Source organism: Streptomyces sp. NBC_00386 (assembly GCF_036063235.1).
Classification (GTDB): domain Bacteria; phylum Actinomycetota; class Actinomycetes; order Streptomycetales; family Streptomycetaceae; genus Streptomyces.
Map to the genome: position 1 here is coordinate 5088049 of NZ_CP107950.1, position 17585 is coordinate 5105633.

The 17585-nt window shown below is 65.3% G+C and carries 10 protein-coding genes, 3 rRNA genes and 2 pseudogenes; 8 read left to right on the plus strand and 7 right to left on the minus strand.

Features of this window, described 5'->3' with window-relative positions; genetic code table 11:
• The first annotated feature begins 125 nt into the window (after positions 1-125).
• On the plus strand, positions 126-1367 hold the full coding sequence (locus tag OG780_RS22420; protein WP_328444927.1) for an IS110 family transposase: 1242 nt from the start codon (positions 126-128) through the stop codon (positions 1365-1367).
• Positions 1368-1388: 21 nt separating this feature from the next.
• Here the strand turns inward: OG780_RS22420 and OG780_RS22425 are convergent.
• Positions 1389-1561: pseudogene (locus OG780_RS22425) on the minus strand (IS5/IS1182 family transposase); the annotation flags it as partial.
• 26 nt (positions 1562-1587) lie between these two features.
• On the opposite strand from OG780_RS22425, the pseudogene OG780_RS44660 reads away from it, so the two are divergent.
• The 6 genes and pseudogenes from OG780_RS44660 to rrf form a co-directional block, all read left to right on the plus strand.
• Positions 1588-2072: pseudogene (locus tag OG780_RS44660) on the plus strand (IS110 family transposase); the annotation flags it as partial.
• A 61-nt stretch (positions 2073-2133) separates the two neighbouring features.
• Positions 2134-2457 (plus strand): hypothetical protein, encoded by a 324-nt coding sequence (locus OG780_RS44665; protein WP_443062193.1) that lies wholly within the window; start codon positions 2134-2136, stop codon positions 2455-2457.
• A gap of 148 nt (positions 2458-2605) precedes the next feature.
• Complete coding sequence (locus tag OG780_RS22435) at positions 2606-3019, plus strand: hypothetical protein (protein WP_328450844.1); 414 nt, start codon at positions 2606-2608, stop codon at positions 3017-3019.
• Between the two features lie 699 nt (positions 3020-3718).
• Positions 3719-5244, plus strand: a 16S ribosomal RNA gene (locus OG780_RS22440).
• Between the two features lie 314 nt (positions 5245-5558).
• Positions 5559-8681, plus strand: a 23S ribosomal RNA gene (locus OG780_RS22445).
• Between the two features lie 89 nt (positions 8682-8770).
• A 5S ribosomal RNA gene (rrf, locus tag OG780_RS22450) occupies positions 8771-8887 on the plus strand.
• Together the 16S, 23S and 5S rRNA genes form the textbook arrangement of a ribosomal RNA operon.
• A gap of 178 nt (positions 8888-9065) precedes the next feature.
• Here the strand turns inward: rrf and OG780_RS22455 are convergent.
• Positions 9066-9827: a CDP-alcohol phosphatidyltransferase family protein gene (locus OG780_RS22455; protein ID WP_328450846.1), complete on the minus strand. Its 762-nt coding sequence runs from the start codon at positions 9825-9827 to the stop codon at positions 9066-9068.
• A gap of 149 nt (positions 9828-9976) precedes the next feature.
• Between OG780_RS22455 and OG780_RS22460 the strand changes: the two genes are divergently transcribed.
• Complete coding sequence (locus OG780_RS22460) at positions 9977-10537, plus strand: GNAT family N-acetyltransferase (protein ID WP_328450848.1); 561 nt, start codon at positions 9977-9979, stop codon at positions 10535-10537.
• Positions 10538-10684: 147 nt separating this feature from the next.
• Here the strand turns inward: OG780_RS22460 and OG780_RS22465 are convergent, their stop codons facing one another.
• Genes OG780_RS22465 through OG780_RS22485 form a run of 5 tightly spaced genes read right to left on the minus strand, consistent with a single transcriptional unit; the run spans position 10685 to position 17557 of the window.
• Positions 10685-12397 (minus strand): type IV secretory system conjugative DNA transfer family protein, encoded by a 1713-nt coding sequence (locus OG780_RS22465; RefSeq protein WP_328450850.1) that lies wholly within the window; start codon positions 12395-12397, stop codon positions 10685-10687.
• A 1-nt stretch (position 12398) separates the two neighbouring features.
• Positions 12399-13823, minus strand: coding sequence for an ATP-binding protein (locus OG780_RS22470; protein WP_328450852.1), 1425 nt, complete (start codon positions 13821-13823; stop codon positions 12399-12401).
• Positions 13824-13837: 14 nt separating this feature from the next.
• Positions 13838-15397: an SCO6880 family protein gene (locus tag OG780_RS22475; protein WP_328450854.1), complete on the minus strand. Its 1560-nt coding sequence runs from the start codon at positions 15395-15397 to the stop codon at positions 13838-13840.
• Positions 15394-16716, minus strand: a complete 1323-nt coding sequence (locus tag OG780_RS22480; RefSeq protein WP_328450856.1) for a hypothetical protein — start codon at positions 16714-16716, stop codon at positions 15394-15396. The genes OG780_RS22475 and OG780_RS22480 overlap by 4 nt, the downstream gene beginning before the upstream one ends.
• Positions 16706-17557 carry a hypothetical protein gene (locus OG780_RS22485; RefSeq protein WP_328450858.1) on the minus strand — a complete coding sequence of 284 codons (852 nt, stop codon included), beginning with the start codon at positions 17555-17557 and terminating at the stop codon, positions 16706-16708. Before OG780_RS22485 ends, OG780_RS22480 begins: the two co-directional genes overlap by 11 nt.
• Between the last annotated feature and the right edge of the window lie 28 nt (positions 17558-17585).

Below are 17585 nucleotides of genomic sequence, written 5' to 3' on the forward strand. Positions count from 1 at the left end.
TGGGCTCAGCTGGGGCCACGGACGGCTGATGGGGTGGTGCGCCGGCGAGCGCTTCTATTAGGTGGCCGGGTGGTCCCGTCTCGGCTCGAAGCCGAGGGACAGCGAAGGCTCGAGAGGAGCGCACGTTGCACGTGACCTGCGGAATCGACTGGGCGGAGGACCACCACGACGTGGCGGTGGTCGACTCCGACGCCCGACTGCTCGGCAAGCTCAGGATCAGTGACGACACGGCCGGCTTCCAGGACCTGCTGCAGTTGCTCGCCGAGCACGGCGACAGCCCGGACGATCCGATCCCGATCGCGATCGAGACCTCCCGCGGACTCCTGGTGGCCTGCCTGCGGGCTTCCGGCCGCCGGGTCTACGCCATCAATCCGATGGCTGTGGCCCGCTATCGCGACCGCCATGTCGTCTCCCGCAAAAAGTCCGACCACCACGACGCCCTGGTCCTGGCGAACATCCTGCGGACCGACGCCGAGCAGCATCGGGCGCTGCCGAACGACTCCGATCTGGCCAGGGCGATTGCCGTTCTGGCTCGAGCTCAGCAGGACGCGGTCTGGGACCGCACGCGAGCCCACAATCGGCTCCGATCTCATCTCCGTGAGTACTACCCGGCGATCCTTGAGGCGTTTGCGGACAAACGCGAGCGTCTGCTTGCCCGAGAGGCCCGCGCGATCCTGGCGGTTGCGCCGACTCCGGCGGAGGCTGCCCGCCTCACCCGCAGCCGACTGAGAGCCGCCGTCACAAGGGCCGGCCGCCAGCGTCGGATCGATACCGAGACCGACCGACTCCTCGGAGTGCTCCGCGAGACACGGCTTCGCCAACCGGCTCTGGTGGAAACGGCGATGGGGCGTCAGACACTCGCACTGCTCGCCCAGCTCGACGCGGCATGCCGGGCCTGCGAGGACCTCGCTCGTGACACCGAGGAACTCTTTCTTCAGCATCCCGACGCGGAGATCATCACAAGTTTCCCCGGCCTTTCCGTGCTCACTGGCGCCCGGATGCTCGCTGAGATAGGTGACGACCGCACCAGGTTCGCGACGGGCCGGGACCTCAAGGCTTATGCCGGAAGCGCTCCGGTGACCCGTGAATCCGGCAAAAGCAGACGCGTCAGCCATCGGCGGATCAAGAACAGCCGCCTGGCAGCGACCGGACGGCACTGGGCGTTCGCCGCCCTCACCGCCTCACCCGGGGCCCATGCCCACTACAACCGCCGAAGAGACACCGGTGATCGCTACCACGCAGCCCTCCGACGCCTGTTCAACCGCATGCTCGGCCAACTGCATCACTGCTTGACGACCCGCCAGAAGTTCGACGAAACGATCGCCTTCACCGTCATCTCACGGACACCGCCAGCAGCTGCTGCTTGACCCGATAGCTGCATGGGGTGTCTTGTCGCCACCCAGGTGGTCCGGCCGGGTACGCGGATGACTGTCCTGGGGCGGGGAACGCGGATGTGTTTGAGAACCTCGATCATCTGGGGTGCGTCGCCCCACTGGCCGGGCGTGACCAGGAAGGCCATCGGCCGGCATCCGCCTTCACCCGTGAGGTGGATCTTGCAGGTAGCGGGGTAGCGGGGTAGCGGGGTAGCGGACCGGTAAGCGGCAGGTGTTCGCGATCGATCCGATGGCCGCCGACCGATGCCGCGACCGTCACTCCGTCTCGCGCAAGAAGTCCGACCTGGGCGACGCCCTGGTCCTGACCGACGTGCCGCGGACCGATACGCACGCCCACCGGCCCCTTCCCCAGGAATGCGGCCTGGCCCGCGTCGGCGCCGTCCTCGCGCGCGCTCAGCAGGACGCAACCTGGACCCGCCACCAGATCGACAACCAGCTCCGATCTCTGCTGCGCGAGTACCACCCTGCCGCTCTCGTGGCCGTCGAACCCTGGAAGAACGGCCTCTGCCTGCCCGAGGCTCACGAGCTCCTCAAGCCGGCCCTGACATCGGGGAAGGCGGCTCGGCTGTCCCGCACACAGTTGCAGGGCGCGCTCAAGAGGGCCGGTCAGGCCGGTCGCAGCGGGGTCTCGCAGCTGACACCGAGCGACTTCGCGAGGCCTTCCGGGCCGACACGGCCGTCGCCTGACCTGAGGCTACGTACCTTGCGCAGAGCGTACACAGCAGTCGAGCATTCACGGATGAGACCCGAAGTTCAGGCTTTCGTCGCCGACGGCCCCCTCCCCGACTGGGACACCGACGAGGAGGAGATCGTCGACCTGCGATACAGACAACTCGAAGCCATCTCCGCGCCCGTCACACCCGACGAGGCGCACGCCCTGGCTGCCTGCTTCGGCCCCGACGACTGCTACGGCGTCGCCTGGTCGCTGCTGCACCTGATCGAGACCAGCCCAGGCCCTCTGCCGTCAGTGACACGCCCGGGCCCCGACGCCGACGTCTGGCATCACACGCTCTGGAACCGCTGGGGAAACCACGGACTCACCGAGGAGGACCTGACGCGTTAGAGCTCTGAGATCTCCAGGAGGGTTCCGACGCCGTGATCACATCAGCCACGGTGAGATCGTGGCACCTCGATCACGTTCCAGGGCCCGCAACCTCTGCCGAGGCATATCCCGGTCGCCCGGACGGATTTGGCGTGAGAGCCTCACGCCCGTGGCTACTGACACCCAGGTGGGAGAGCTGTTGCACCAGCGCGGCTGGCGAACGGCTTTCACGGTCGCTGAACGAGTGAACGCGTGGGCCGCCCTGGTGAGCGGCATCGAGCGCGGCTACGGCTACGACATCTACGAGTACACCAACGACCTCTACTGCCGAAACTGGCTGCACGAGGCGTGGCTCCTGCTGGATGAACACATCGTCCAGATCTGGACTCCGCAGATCAAAGCTCTGGACGACCGGTACAAGGCCGCGACTGTCGATGACGACGGCCAAGCACTCGACCAGTTCCACGGATTGCCCGGACCCGAGCTCTGGTGGTGGCGTCGACACCCCCGCATCCTCACCGGAGACCTCGGGCGTTCGCTTTGCTCGGCCGGCGCCATCGGCACCGACCCTGACACAGCTTGACCCTCAGCTGTGGTGCCGCACAGGCCCACCTGGACCGGTTCGAGGTGCGCATCGGCGGCGTCCCCGTGGTGGAGGGACGCCGACCGGTTCTTCCCGTAGCTACCGGGAGCGGTGCCCGGGGCCGCCCTAAAAGATCTTGACAGGGGAGGTTGACACCGTCCCGGCGGATCCGTAAAGTTCTCCGAGTTGTCACGGAGCCGGAACGGTTCCGCGACGGCGCCTCCGTCGCTGATGCGGCAATCAAACCACCAGCACGATCTCCCAACCGGGGCAAATTCGGCGTGTCCGAATTCAATTCGATTGGGACCCGGCGGCCCGATTAGGAACTGCCGGGAAGATCCGCTAAAGTTTGAGACGTCGGAACGGCCCAACGGCCGGGAAGACAAACCCCGCTGACTGGGAATCAGGCCCGAAAGGATCTGATAGAGTCGGAAACGCAAGATCGAAGGGAAGCGCCCGGAGGAAAGCCCGAGAGGGTGAGTACAAAGGAAGCGTCCGTTCCTTGAGAACTCAACAGCGTGCCAAAAATCAACGCCAGATTTGTTGATACCCCGTCTCCGGCCGTTCGGCCGGGACGAGGTTCCTTTGAAAAAGTCCTGCCCCTCGGGGTAGGCGCATCAGCGAGGACGCTGTGAACCGGGGGATTATTCCTCCCCTTGGTTCCGCTCTCGTGATGTTCCACCGGATTACCGGTAAACATTCACGGAGAGTTTGATCCTGGCTCAGGACGAACGCTGGCGGCGTGCTTAACACATGCAAGTCGAACGATGAAGCCTTTCGGGGTGGATTAGTGGCGAACGGGTGAGTAACACGTGGGCAATCTGCCCTTCACTCTGGGACAAGCCCTGGAAACGGGGTCTAATACCGGATAACACTCCTGCCTGCATGGGTGGGGGTTAAAAGCTCCGGCGGTGAAGGATGAGCCCGCGGCCTATCAGCTTGTTGGTGAGGTAGTGGCTCACCAAGGCGACGACGGGTAGCCGGCCTGAGAGGGCGACCGGCCACACTGGGACTGAGACACGGCCCAGACTCCTACGGGAGGCAGCAGTGGGGAATATTGCACAATGGGCGAAAGCCTGATGCAGCGACGCCGCGTGAGGGATGACGGCCTTCGGGTTGTAAACCTCTTTCAGCAGGGAAGAAGCGAGAGTGACGGTACCTGCAGAAGAAGCGCCGGCTAACTACGTGCCAGCAGCCGCGGTAATACGTAGGGCGCAAGCGTTGTCCGGAATTATTGGGCGTAAAGAGCTCGTAGGCGGCTTGTCACGTCGGGTGTGAAAGCCCGGGGCTTAACCCCGGGTCTGCATTCGATACGGGCTAGCTAGAGTGTGGTAGGGGAGATCGGAATTCCTGGTGTAGCGGTGAAATGCGCAGATATCAGGAGGAACACCGGTGGCGAAGGCGGATCTCTGGGCCATTACTGACGCTGAGGAGCGAAAGCGTGGGGAGCGAACAGGATTAGATACCCTGGTAGTCCACGCCGTAAACGGTGGGAACTAGGTGTTGGCGACATTCCACGTCGTCGGTGCCGCAGCTAACGCATTAAGTTCCCCGCCTGGGGAGTACGGCCGCAAGGCTAAAACTCAAAGGAATTGACGGGGGCCCGCACAAGCAGCGGAGCATGTGGCTTAATTCGACGCAACGCGAAGAACCTTACCAAGGCTTGACATACACCGGAAAGCATTAGAGATAGTGCCCCCCTTGTGGTCGGTGTACAGGTGGTGCATGGCTGTCGTCAGCTCGTGTCGTGAGATGTTGGGTTAAGTCCCGCAACGAGCGCAACCCTTGTTCTGTGTTGCCAGCATGCCCTTCGGGGTGATGGGGACTCACAGGAGACTGCCGGGGTCAACTCGGAGGAAGGTGGGGACGACGTCAAGTCATCATGCCCCTTATGTCTTGGGCTGCACACGTGCTACAATGGCAGGTACAAAGAGCTGCGAAGCCGTGAGGCGGAGCGAATCTCAAAAAGCCTGTCTCAGTTCGGATTGGGGTCTGCAACTCGACCCCATGAAGTCGGAGTTGCTAGTAATCGCAGATCAGCATTGCTGCGGTGAATACGTTCCCGGGCCTTGTACACACCGCCCGTCACGTCACGAAAGTCGGTAACACCCGAAGCCGGTGGCCCAACCCCTTGTGGGAGGGAGCTGTCGAAGGTGGGACTGGCGATTGGGACGAAGTCGTAACAAGGTAGCCGTACCGGAAGGTGCGGCTGGATCACCTCCTTTCTAAGGAGCACTTCTTACCGAACTCTTCGGGGTGAGGTCAGAGGCCAGTACATCGGCGAATGTCCGATGCTGGTTGCTCATGGGTGGAACGTTGATTATTCGGCACTCTCAGTCATCTCGGGCTGCCAGTACTGCTCTTCGGAGCGTGGAAAGCTGATCATGAGTGGCGAGGGTGTCGGGCACGCTGTTGGGTGTCTGAAGGTACGGCCGAAAGGCTGCCTTCAGTGCCGGCCCCAGTGCACTCGAACTACTGGTTCGGGGTGATGGGTGGTTGGTCGTTGTTTGAGAACTGCACAGTGGACGCGAGCATCTGTGGCCAAGTTTTTAAGGGCGCACGGTGGATGCCTTGGCACCAGGAACCGATGAAGGACGTGGGAGGCCACGATAGTCCCCGGGGAGCCGTCAACCAGGCTTTGATCCGGGGGTTTCCGAATGGGGAAACCCGGCAGTCGTCATGGGCTGTCACCCATACCTGAACACATAGGGTATGTGGAGGGAACGCGGGGAAGTGAAACATCTCAGTACCCGCAGGAAGAGAAAACAACCGTGATTCCGGGAGTAGTGGCGAGCGAAACCGGATGAGGCCAAACCTCAAGCGTGTGAGACCCGGCAGGGGTTGCGCTTGGGGGGTTGTGGGATCTCTCTTTCACAGTCTGCCGGCTGTGAGACGAGTCAGAAACCGTTGATGTAGGCGAAGGACATGCGAAAGGTCCGGCGTAGAGGGTAAGACCCCCGTAGTCGAAACATCAACGGCTCGTTTGAGAGACACCCAAGTAGCACGGGGCCCGAGAAATCCCGTGTGAATCTGGCGGGACCACCCGCTAAGCCTAAATATTCCCTGGTGACCGATAGCGGATAGTACCGTGAGGGAATGGTGAAAAGTACCGCGGGAGCGGAGTGAAATAGTACCTGAAACCGTGTGCCTACAAGCCGTGGGAGCGTCGCGCATTGAGTTTACTCAATGCGTCGTGACTGCGTGCCTTTTGAAGAATGAGCCTGCGAGTTTGCGGTGCGTTGCGAGGTTAACCCGTGTGGGGAAGCCGTAGCGAAAGCGAGTCCGAATAGGGCGATTCAGTAGCGCGCTCAAGACCCGAAGCGGAGTGATCTAGCCATGGGCAGGTTGAAGCGGCTGTAAGAGGTCGTGGAGGACCGAACCCACCAGGGTTGAAAACCTGGGGGATGACCTGTGGTTAGGGGTGAAAGGCCAATCAAACTCCGTGATAGCTGGTTCTCCCCGAAATGCATTTAGGTGCAGCGTCGTGTGTTTCTTGCCGGAGGTAGAGCACTGGATAGGCGATGGGCCCTACCGGGTTACTGACCTTAGCCAAACTCCGAATGCCGGTAAGTGAGAGCGCGGCAGTGAGACTGTGGGGGATAAGCTCCATGGTCGAGAGGGAAACAGCCCAGAGCATCGACTAAGGCCCCTAAGCGTACGCTAAGTGGGAAAGGATGTGGAGTCGCACAGACAACCAGGAGGTTGGCTTAGAAGCAGCCACCCTTGAAAGAGTGCGTAATAGCTCACTGGTCTAGTGATTCCGCGCCGACAATGTAGCGGGGCTCAAGCGTACCGCCGAAGTCGTGTCATTGCAGCAATAGGGCCAACGCCCGCTGTGATGGGTAGGGGAGCGTCGTGTGCCGGGTGAAGCCGCGCCGGAAGGCAGTGGTGGACGGTTCACGAGTGAGAATGCAGGCATGAGTAGCGATACACACGTGAGAAACGTGTGCGCCGATTGACTAAGGGTTCCTGGGTCAAGCTGATCTGCCCAGGGTAAGTCGGGACCTAAGGCGAGGCCGACAGGCGTAGTCGATGGATAACCGGTTGATATTCCGGTACCCGCTGTGAAGCGTCAAACATCGAACCAGGCGATGCTAAGTCCGTGAAGCCGCCCCGGAGCCTTCGGGCAAAGGGGAGTGGTGGAGCCGACGGACCAGACCTGTAGTAGGTGAGTGATGGGGTGACGCAGGAAGGTAGTCCATCCCGGGCGGTGGTTGTCCCGGGGTAAGGGTGTAGGCCGTGTGATAGGCAAATCCGTCACACATTAAGGCTGAGACCTGATGCCGAGCCGATTGTGGTGAAGTGGATGATCCTATGCTGTCGAGAAAAGCCTCTAGCGAGTTTCATGGCGGCCCGTACCCTAAACCGACTCAGGTGGTCAGGTAGAGAATACCGAGGCGTTCGGGTGAACTATGGTTAAGGAACTCGGCAAAATGCCCCCGTAACTTCGGGAGAAGGGGGGCCATCACCGGTGATTGGATTTACTCCATGAGCTGGGGGTGGCCGCAGAGACCAGCGAGAAGCGACTGTTTACTAAAAACACAGGTCCGTGCGAAGCCGTAAGGCGATGTATACGGACTGACGCCTGCCCGGTGCTGGAACGTTAAGGGGACCGGTTAGTCACTCTTCGGGGTGGCGAAGCTGAGAACTTAAGCGCCAGTAAACGGCGGTGGTAACTATAACCATCCTAAGGTAGCGAAATTCCTTGTCGGGTAAGTTCCGACCTGCACGAATGGCGTAACGACTTCTCGACTGTCTCAACCATAGGCCCGGTGAAATTGCACTACGAGTAAAGATGCTCGTTTCGCGCAGCAGGACGGAAAGACCCCGGGACCTTTACTACAGTTTGATATTGGTGTTCGGTTCGGCTTGTGTAGGATAGCTGGGAGACTGTGAAGCTTGGACGCCAGTTCAGGTGGAGTCGTCGTTGAAATACCAGTCTGGTCGTGCTGGATGTCTAACCTGGGTCCGTGATCCGGATCAGGGACAGTGTCTGATGGGTAGTTTAACTGGGGCGGTTGCCTCCTAAAGAGTAACGGAGGCGCCCAAAGGTTCCCTCAGCCTGGTTGGCAATCAGGTGTTGAGTGTAAGTGCACAAGGGAGCTTGACTGTGAGACCGACGGGTCGAGCAGGGACGAAAGTCGGGACTAGTGATCCGGCGGTGGCTTGTGGAAGCGCCGTCGCTCAACGGATAAAAGGTACCCCGGGGATAACAGGCTGATCTTCCCCAAGAGTCCATATCGACGGGATGGTTTGGCACCTCGATGTCGGCTCGTCGCATCCTGGGGCTGGAGTCGGTCCCAAGGGTTGGGCTGTTCGCCCATTAAAGCGGTACGCGAGCTGGGTTTAGAACGTCGTGAGACAGTTCGGTCCCTATCCGCTGCGCGCGTAGGAATATTGAGAAGGGCTGTCCCTAGTACGAGAGGACCGGGACGGACGAACCTCTGGTGTGCCAGTTGTCCTGCCAAGGGCATGGCTGGTTGGCTACGTTCGGGAGGGATAACCGCTGAAAGCATCTAAGCGGGAAGCCTGCTTCGAGATGAGTATTCCCACCCCCTTGAGGGGTTAAGGCTCCCAGTAGACGACTGGGTTGATAGGCCAGATCTGGAAGCCCGGCAACGGGTGGAGGTGACTGGTACTAATAGGCCGAGGGCTTGTCCTCAGTTGCTCGCGTCCACTGTGTTGGTTCTGAAACCACGAACAACCCCACGTTTGTCACAGAGCGTGGTCTGGTTGACAGTTTCATAGTGTTTCGGTGGTCATAGCGTGAGGGAAACGCCCGGTTACATTCCGAACCCGGAAGCTAAGCCTCACAGCGCCGATGGTACTGCAGGGGGGACCCTGTGGGAGAGTAGGACGCCGCCGAACAAATTTTGAAGAAAACCCCCGGACCGGGGACACCGGTCCGGGGGTTTTCTGCGTTCCAAGGGGTATTTCCCGCAAGACTGTTTCTCGTGAGGGTATTTCTCGTGCGTGTGAAAGGGGCGGTCTCCTGAGGAGACCGCCCCTTTCTCGTTTCTCGTGATGCGGCTGCTTTGCGGTTACTTCACTTCAGGCGGGACGACGCGACGATCGAGACGATGTGCGCCGGCACGAGCAGCCACACGATCGCCGTCACGGCGACGGTCGCGATCCGCGTGGCCGTCAGGTCGCCGAGCGCCAGGTCGACGACCGCGGTGACGAGCAGCAGGATGGTGCACTCGATGCCGTTGACCAGGCGGTGGAGACCCACGGCCGAGGCCAGCCGGCGGACCTGCGCGAGACCGCTGGAGCGCGGGACGACGGAAGCGTCGGTCGCCTTCTCCATGCCGCTGTCCGAGCGGGCCACGTGCACGAGGTCGGAGGACGACTTCAGGAGCAGGACGCCGATCGCCGCGACCAGACCGGCCACCAGGTAGAGGTCGAGGCCGAGTTGGGCGGCGCGGATACCCATGCCCACCATCACGGCTGCATCGGCGAGGTAGGCGCCGAGGCGGTCCAGGTAGACCCCGAGCGGGCTGAACTGGCGTCGCCAGCGGGCCACTTCGCCGTCCACACAGTCGAGCAGCAGATACAACTGCATGAAGACGACGGAGAGAACGGCGCCACCGAGACCCGGCAGGATCAGGGCGACTCCGGAGAGCATCCCCGCGAAGACCATGATCACGGTGATCTGGTTCGGCGAGATACGGGTGTCGACGAGATGGCGGGTCACACGCAGGGAGAGGGATCTCATGTAGAGGCGTCCGGCCCAGTGCTCCGCCCGGCTGTCCAACTTGCCCGTGGGGTGGATGACGTTGCGGAGTTCCTCTAGTTGGACTTTGGCCATGCGGTGTTCTCCCTGGCGAGCTTGCGCGTGATCGGATCGGTCGGCTCACAATGCCGTACAGGGAAGAGCATGACGGTGGCGTGGCCGGCGCTGATCGGCAGGGTGGATATCAGATGAGCCCGGCCGTACACGCGTACTACGGTGACGGCATGAACTCCCATCCCTTCGTGATCCGTTCCATACGTTCCGATGAGTGGCGGCAGGTGAAGGAGCTCAGGCTCGATGCCCTGCGGGACCCCGTCGCGCACCTCGCGTTCCTGGAGACCTACGAGGACGCGGTGTCCAAGCCGGACGGCTTCTGGCAGGAGCGGGCGTCCGGGGCGGCCGTCGATGCCACCGGGCGGCAGCAGATCGTGGCCGTGGGCGAGGACGGGGTCTGGGCCGGGTCCGTGACCGTGCTGGTCGAGGAGGCCGGGGTGTCGGACGTGTTCGGGGAGGTGCCCGAGCTGAGCCAGGGACATCTGGTGGGGGTGTACGTACGGCCCGAGTACCGGGGGAGCCGGGCCGGGGTGACCCGGGGGCTCTTCGACGCCGCTCTCGCGTGGTCCTGGAAGGCCGGGCTCGAGCGCGTGCGGCTGTTCGTGCACGAGAAGAACGGCCGGGCCGAGGCGTTCTACCGGAAGGCGGGTTTCCTGCCGACCGGGGAGACGACGCCGATGCCGGGTGACACCGGCGAGCTGGAGCTCGAGTTCGTCATCACCCGGGGGTAGGGCGGCCCGCGGGCGTCAGGCCGGTATCTGGTCAGGCCCGGATTGAGTCAGGTCGCTGTCAGGTCAGGTCCGTATCCGCGTCAGGTCGGCGTCAGGGCAGGTCCGCATCTGGGTCCGAGCGGCATCCGCGGCAGGTCGGTAGCCGGGTCAGACCGGAAGCTCGTACTGAGGCCAGCGCGAGCGGAGTTGTTCGCGGGAGCGGAGGAGAGCCAGCGTCGGCAGGCCGCGAGCCGGGCCCGTGGCCAGGAGATCGGGGAGCTGGGGGAGCGGGGCCACGGCCGCGATGTCGTCCAGGACGAGAGTGAGTGGTGGGTCGAGCCGACCGGAGGATGACCGTTCGGCCATGCGCCGGCCACGCTCGACCACGCTTGAGGCGAGGGCCGTCAGCAGAGGCATGGCACCGGGGCCGGCCTTGGGGTCCTCGATGGGTTCACCGATCAGATAAAGCGTGCCCCCTTCGTTGACGAAGGAATCCAAGGCGAGGCTGTCATTTCGGTTCGGAGTGCAGGATTCTCGGATGTTGACCGTGGCGAGCGCCGACAGCGCCCGCGCCGTCAGCTCCTGTGCGATGTCCCGGCGTTCGGGGTGCGAGACGAGCGCGGCCTCCAGCTCGCCCGCGGCGCCGGACGCGGCCCTCGGGTTCGTGCGCAGGGCTCGTACGGCGTCCTGCACCTGTGAGCCCTGGGCCCAGCGGTGGACGTGGCGGAAGGCCTTGCCCTCCACAGCGGCGGCGTGCAGATAGCTGCGCATGAGTGTCTCCGCGACATCGGCCATCGCCTGGTCCGCCTTGGCGGAGGGGCGCACCGGGGCGAGGAGGGCGACCGCTCTGGCCGCCGCTGTCTCCTTGTCCTCGCAGCCTGTCGCGGGGGACCAGTGCAGCCGGGCCGGGGTGTCGCAGAGGTGGGCCGGGTCGTAGAGGAGGACCGGTCCCAGTTTGGCGCGGGCGTCCTTGGTCTCCGACCAGGTGCGGGGGTCGGAGGTGATGACGAGGGCCGGGCCCTCGGCGTCGCGTACGGCCTGGGCCGCGGTGGGGTGGCGGGTCTCCGCAGAGGCGAGGACCACCGCGTGCGGGGAAGTCCACGCGGGCTGCCGCTGGGGTGCCGTGACGGGAAGGGATGTCGTGGCGGGACGGGCCGGTGCGGCCTCGGAGGCGACGGCGTCCCAGCCGCTTCCGGTTCCGTGTGCCTGCGTGGTCACCTGCCCCTGCGCTTGTGCCTGCGCGGCCGCGAGTCCCTGCGCTTGTGCCTGCGAGACCAATTGGCCGTTCCCTTGCTGGGCCGGTTGGCCATTTCCCTGCTGGGCCGGCTGCTCGGCCGGCCGCTCCCGTGGCGGGGTGCCCGCTCGATCGCCCTCGGCCGTCCTGTGGGCCGTCTCCAGGGGCCCTGCCGGCAGAGGCCGCTGTTCCGTCCTGGCCGGTGGCACCACCGGATCACGGGTGTCCGCGAACTCCTCGGCCGCCCTGGCCTGCGCTCGTCTTCGCGCTCGTCCCGCCCGCCACCGCGCCACCGTCCCCATCACGAACACGGCGAGGACCAGCAGCACCATCAACTGGCCGATGAACAGGCCCCAGAAGAGGCCGTAGCCCGACAACTGGGAGGCCGGGGTGTCGGGCCAGGCGCCGGCGATGTCGTGCGGCTCGCCGATCAGGTGACGCATGGCCAGGGGAGTACGGGTGAAGGTGATCGCGTCCGGCCAGGCGCCGTGGGAGAACCATCCCGCGAGGCCTGTCGCCGACCACACCATCAGGGTCATGCCGAGGAGGAAGCCCAGCACCCCGATCAGCAGGCCGTCCGGGATGCCGCCCGCCCCCTCGGGCCGGGGGGCGTGGCGGTCGTCGTGCCGGTCGGGGTACTGGCTCATCTCACGCGACCGTGGACTCGGTGGAGCCGTCGAGATCGCTGAGGTGTTGCTCCATGAAGGCGGCCGCCCGTTCCTCGGCCTCCAGTTCGGCGGCGCGCATCGCGTCGTCGGAGATGAGGTCGGCGGACGACTGCGTCATCGCGCGGTCGGTGAAGACCAGCGGGCGTTCCGTCTCGGTGATGAGGTGCTTGACCACCTGGACGTTGCCGTTGACGTCCCAGACCGCGATGCCCGGGGTCAGCGTCGGGATGATCTCGACCGCCCAGCGGGGCAGGCCGAGGACCCGGCCCGTCGAACGGGCCTCGTCCGCCTTCTGCGCGTAGATGGTCCGCGTCGAGGCCATCTTCAGGATCGCGGCGGCCTCCTTGGCCGCCGCTCCGTCGACGACGTCCGACAGATGGTGGACCACCGCCACGAAGGACAGGCCGAGGCGGCGCCCGAACTTCAGCAGCCGCTGGAAGAGCTGGGCGACGAAGGGGCTGTTGATGATGTGCCACGCCTCCTCCACCAGGAAGATGCGCTTCTTGCGGTCGGGCCGGATCCAGGTGTGCTCCAGCCACACACCGACGATCGCCATCAGGATCGGCATGGCGATGGAGTTCCGGTCGATGTGCGACAGGTCGAAGACGATGAGCGGGGCGTCCAGGTCGATGCCGACCGTCGTCGGGCCGTCGAACATGCCCCTCAGGTCACCGTCGACCAGCCGGTCCAGGACCAGTGCCACGTCCAGACCCCACGCCCGTACGTCGTCCAGGGCGACGTTCATCGCCTCGGCCGACTCCGGTTCGGGGTGGCGCAGCTGCTCGACGATGTCGGTGAGCACCGGCTGGCGCTCGACGATGGTCTCGTTGACGTAGGCGTGCGCGACCTTCAGGGCGAAGCCGGACCGCTCGTCGAGGCTGTGCCCCATCGCGACCTCGATGATGGTGCGCAGCAGTGCCAGCTGGCCCGTCGTGGTGATCGTCGGGTCGAGCGGGTTGAGGCGGATGCCCATGTCCAGGGCGGCCGTCGGGTCGAGCCGGATGGGAGTTATCCCCAGCTCCTGCGCGATGAGGTTCCATTCGCCGACGCCGTCCTCGCCCTGGGCGTCGAGGACGACGACCTGGCGGTCGCGGAAGCGCAGCTGCCGCAGGACGTACGTCTTCTCCAGGGCCGACTTGCCGTTGCCGGACTCGCCGAGGACCAGCCAGTGCGGGGCCGGGAGCTGCTGCCCGTAGAGCTGGAAGGGGTCGTAGATGTAGCCCTTGCCGGAGTACACCTCGCGGCCGATGATGACGCCCGAGTCGCCGAGACCCGGTGCGGCGGTGGGCAGGTAGACCGCCTGCGCCTGGCCCGTGGACGTGCGCACGGGCAGGCGGGTCGTCTCGACCTTGCCGAAGAGGAAGGACGTGAAGGCGTCCGTCGCGGCGGACAGCGGATCCCGCATCAGTGCATCAGCCCCTACCTGCGGATTCCGGTGGCGAACGGGAGGGTGTTGACGAAGGCGCGGTGGTGCTCGCGGTCGCACCACTCCAGCTTCAGATACGACTTGCCGGCCGAGGCGCGGATGGTGCGCTTGTCGCGCGCGAGGGCCTCGGGGTTACGGGAGGACACGGTGATGTAGCCGACGAGGTTGACGCCCGCGGCGCCGCTCGCGAGGTCTTCGCCGCGCTGGTCGAGGCGGTTGTGCGAGGCGATGTCGCGCGGGTCGACGGTGCGGTTCATCTTGGCGGCGCGGCTGGCCTCGGCCTCGTCGTTCGTCTTCTCGGTCAGCATGCGCTCGATGGCGATCTCGGTGGGTTCGAGGTCCATGGTCACGGCGACCGTGCGGATGACGTCGGGGGTGTGGACGAGGAGCGGGGCGAGGAAGTTGACGCCGACCGGGGTCATCGGCCATTCCTTCACCCAGGCCGTGGCGTGGCACCAGGGCGCGCGGGTGGAGGACTCGCGGGTCTTCGCCTGGAGGTATGTCGGCTCCATGGCGTCCAGCTCGGCCGGCCAGGCGTTGCGCTTGGTCATCGCCTGGATGTGGTCGATCGGGTGGTCCGGGTCGTACATCGAGTGCACGAGGGAGGCCAGCCGTCCCTGGCCGAGCGGCTGCCGTACGCGGATGTCGGCTTCCTGGAGCCGGGAGCAGATGTCGGTCAGCTCACGTGCCATGACGACGGCGAGTCCGGCGTCCCGGTCGACCTTGCGTCCGCCCTGCGGCCGTGCCGCCCGTGCCATGGCCTGGCCCTCGGCGGCCAGTTCACGCGAGTAGTGCATGCAGGCGACGAGATAGGCCCGGTGCTGCTCACTGCTCGTGGACACCATCGACTGGAGCTGGTCGTAGGACTGCTGGAGCCATCCGGGGGCCCGCTCGTCGCCGCGTTGGGAGACGTCCTTGGCGTGGGCGTCGGGGTCGGCGGGGAGGGTGCGGGCGAGCATCTGGAGGCGGGTGACGAAGCCGTCGCCGTTCGCCACGTGCTTGAGCAGCGTGCCGAAGCGGTCGACGAGGGCCTCCTGGTCCTCGCTGTCGCGCAGACCGACACCGGGCCCCTCGATCTCGATGGCGGCCGTGACGGTCCGGCGGTCGGCGTGCAGCAGTACGGCGATCTCGTCGGGTCCGAACGGGGCGGCGAGCCAGGCGATGCGCCCGATGCCGGGCGGCGGCCCGATCTCGATCTCTCTGCCGTCGAGGTGGGTGCCGGCCTCCATCACCTGGTTGCGGTACGCCGTTCCCTGGCGCAGGGTCCGCTTGTAGCTGCGGTTGATCTCGAACCACTTGTAGAAGGTGCGCCGTTTGTACGGGACGTACACCGCGGCGAGCGCGAGCAGCGGGAAGCCCATCAGCAGCACGATCCGCAGGGACAGCACCGGGACGAGCAGGCCGCACATCATGCCCAGGAACGCGCCTCCGATGATGAGCGCGATCTCGCCGGACTCGCGGTTCCGGCCGACGATCGCGTTCGGCCGGGCGCGGCCGATCAGATATGTACGGCGGGGCGTGATCGGATGGGACAGGTGGGACTCGGTCGTCAACGCCCTTCACCTCCCGTGCGGTTGCTGTTGCGGGTGTTGCTTGCGTGCGGGGTGTTGACCGGGCTGCTGCGCGGCGGCGGTGCGGCGGAGGGGACAGATCCGCCGCCTCCGTTCGGCGTACGGCTGCTGTGCGCGGCCACGCCGCCGGACGCGGGGTTGGCGGGGCGGGGCTGGCTGTTGCCGCCTCCTCCGCCGTTGTTGTCGGCGCGCGAGCTGTGCGTCTTGATGCCCTGCGCGACCAGGGTGGCCGGCGAGCTGATCACGGCGGCGGCCTTGCTCTCGGCGCCCTGCATGATGCGGTTGTTGCGGGAACCGGCGATCTCGTCGCCGAAGCCCGGTACGAAGCGGTAGATCATCGCGCTGGCGAAGATGGCGAGCAGGATGATGGCGAGCCCGGAGACGACGGCGGAGAACGCGTCGGGTCCGTTGTCGGAGCTGAGGGCTCCGGCGAGGCCGAGCACTATCACGATGACCGGCTTCACCAGGATCACCGCGATCATGATGCCCGCCCAGCGGCGGACGTGGCCCCACAGGTTCTTGTCGACGAGGCCCGCGTAGACGACGGTGCCGAGCAGGGCGCCCACGTAGAGCAGGGCGGCCCGGATGACGAGCTCCAGCCAGAGGATTCCGGCGGCCAGGATCGAGACCATGGACACGACGATGAGCATGATGGGGCCGCCGCCGATGTTGCCGCCCTTGTCCAGGGCGCCGGAGAACGTCCCGAAGAACGCGTCCGTCTGGTTGCCCGTCGTCTTGGCGAGCACCTCCGTCACGCCGTCCGTCGCGGAGACGACCGTGTAGAGGATCAGCGGGGTGAACGCCGAGGCCAGCACGGTCAGCCAGAGGAAGCCGATCGCCTCGGACAGGGCCGTGCCGAGGGGGACACCTCGTACGGCCCGCTTCGCGACGGCCAGCAGCCACAGCAGCAGGGTCAGGATCGTGGACGCCGCGAAGACGACGGCGTACTGCTGGAGGAACTTGGGGTTCGTGAAGTCGACGTTGGCTGTGTCGTTCACGGCGGCGGAGAGTTTGTCGATGGTCCAGGAGGCGGCGTCGGCGCAGCCGTTGGCCAGGGAGGACAGGGGGTCCAGCGTGGACCCGACACCGGGGTCGGTGGTGAGACCTGATTTTCCGGATCCCTTGGTGCCGCTTTCGCAGTACTGCTTGGCGGGGCCGATCAGGAGATGGCACGAGTCTTTGGAAGGCGACGGCGTCGGGCTCGGTGCCGCGGCGGCACGGGTGGCGAGCAGGACGGCAGCGCTCTGTACGGCGGTGACGACAGATGCGAGCTTGAGGACACTGCTTCGGCTACCGGGCATACGTGAACCCTCCGTACTCCTCGACGGCCTTGCTGATCTCGTCGGAGGTGGCGGCTTTGTCGTCGCCGGGGACCGGGGCGGGCCCGTCCGTCTGGGCGTCCGCCACGATCTTCCAGTCTCCGTTGTCCCACTGGAGCTCGAAGGTCCAGGTCTTCCAGGTCGAACTGACCGGGTCGGTCGACGTCTCGCCGGACATGCCGATGAGGCCCATGTACCAGACCGAGACCTTGGCGCCGGACGCGTTGTACTGCCCGACCTTGGTACCGACAGGGACCGTGCGCGAGACGAATGTGCTGCCCGCCGGCGGATTGCCGTTCGCGTCGAGTCCCAGCTTGCTGAGGAAGTCCGTCGAGTACGCCTGATCCATCGGCCCCTGGAGCCGGGTGACGGCAGCGGACGTGTAGATGGCGCCGACGATGTCGTGACGGGTGGCCGTCTTGAACATGGCGGTGGAACCCAGAGCCACCGCATAGTTCGCGGCAGCGCTCTGTGCTCCCTCGCCCGTGTGGGCGAAGCCCGACGGGATGCCGGCCGTTTTCGAGGTCACCGGGTGGTTGCCGGAGGCCGCCGTGGGGGATGTCTTCGCCTTGTCACCACTGCTGTCGCCGGGCGAGGCCGCGTCGTCCCCGCGGTTCGCGAAGGCGATGGCGGCGATGAGCAGGACGACGACGCCGACGACCGTGACCAGGCTCCGCGAGGAGGATCCGCGTCCGCGCCGCGCGCCGCCGTAGACGTCGCCCGGACGGTCGGGCAGGCGGGTGCGGGTCTGGCCGGAGCCGCCGTACCCCCCGTCCTCGCCGTGCGGGCCGTCGCCGTACCCGGGTTCGTCACCGAGACTCATGCCGCGTACGCCCCCTCAATCTCTCGCT

Coding starts and splice junctions, on each gene's coding strand:
- OG780_RS44665 (WP_443062193.1), top strand. CDS start 2,134: ATGAGACCCGAAGTTCAGGCTTTCGTCGCCGACGGCCCCCTCCCCGAC.
- OG780_RS22455 (WP_328450846.1), bottom strand. CDS start 9,827: ATGGCCAAAGTCCAACTAGAGGAACTCCGCAACGTCATCCACCCCACG.
- OG780_RS22460 (WP_328450848.1), top strand. CDS start 9,977: ATGAACTCCCATCCCTTCGTGATCCGTTCCATACGTTCCGATGAGTGG.
- OG780_RS22465 (WP_328450850.1), bottom strand. CDS start 12,397: ATGAGCCAGTACCCCGACCGGCACGACGACCGCCACGCCCCCCGGCCC.
- OG780_RS22470 (WP_328450852.1), bottom strand. CDS start 13,823: ATGCGGGATCCGCTGTCCGCCGCGACGGACGCCTTCACGTCCTTCCTC.
- OG780_RS22480 (WP_328450856.1), bottom strand. CDS start 16,716: ATGCCCGGTAGCCGAAGCAGTGTCCTCAAGCTCGCATCTGTCGTCACC.
- OG780_RS22485 (WP_328450858.1), bottom strand. CDS start 17,557: ATGAGTCTCGGTGACGAACCCGGGTACGGCGACGGCCCGCACGGCGAG.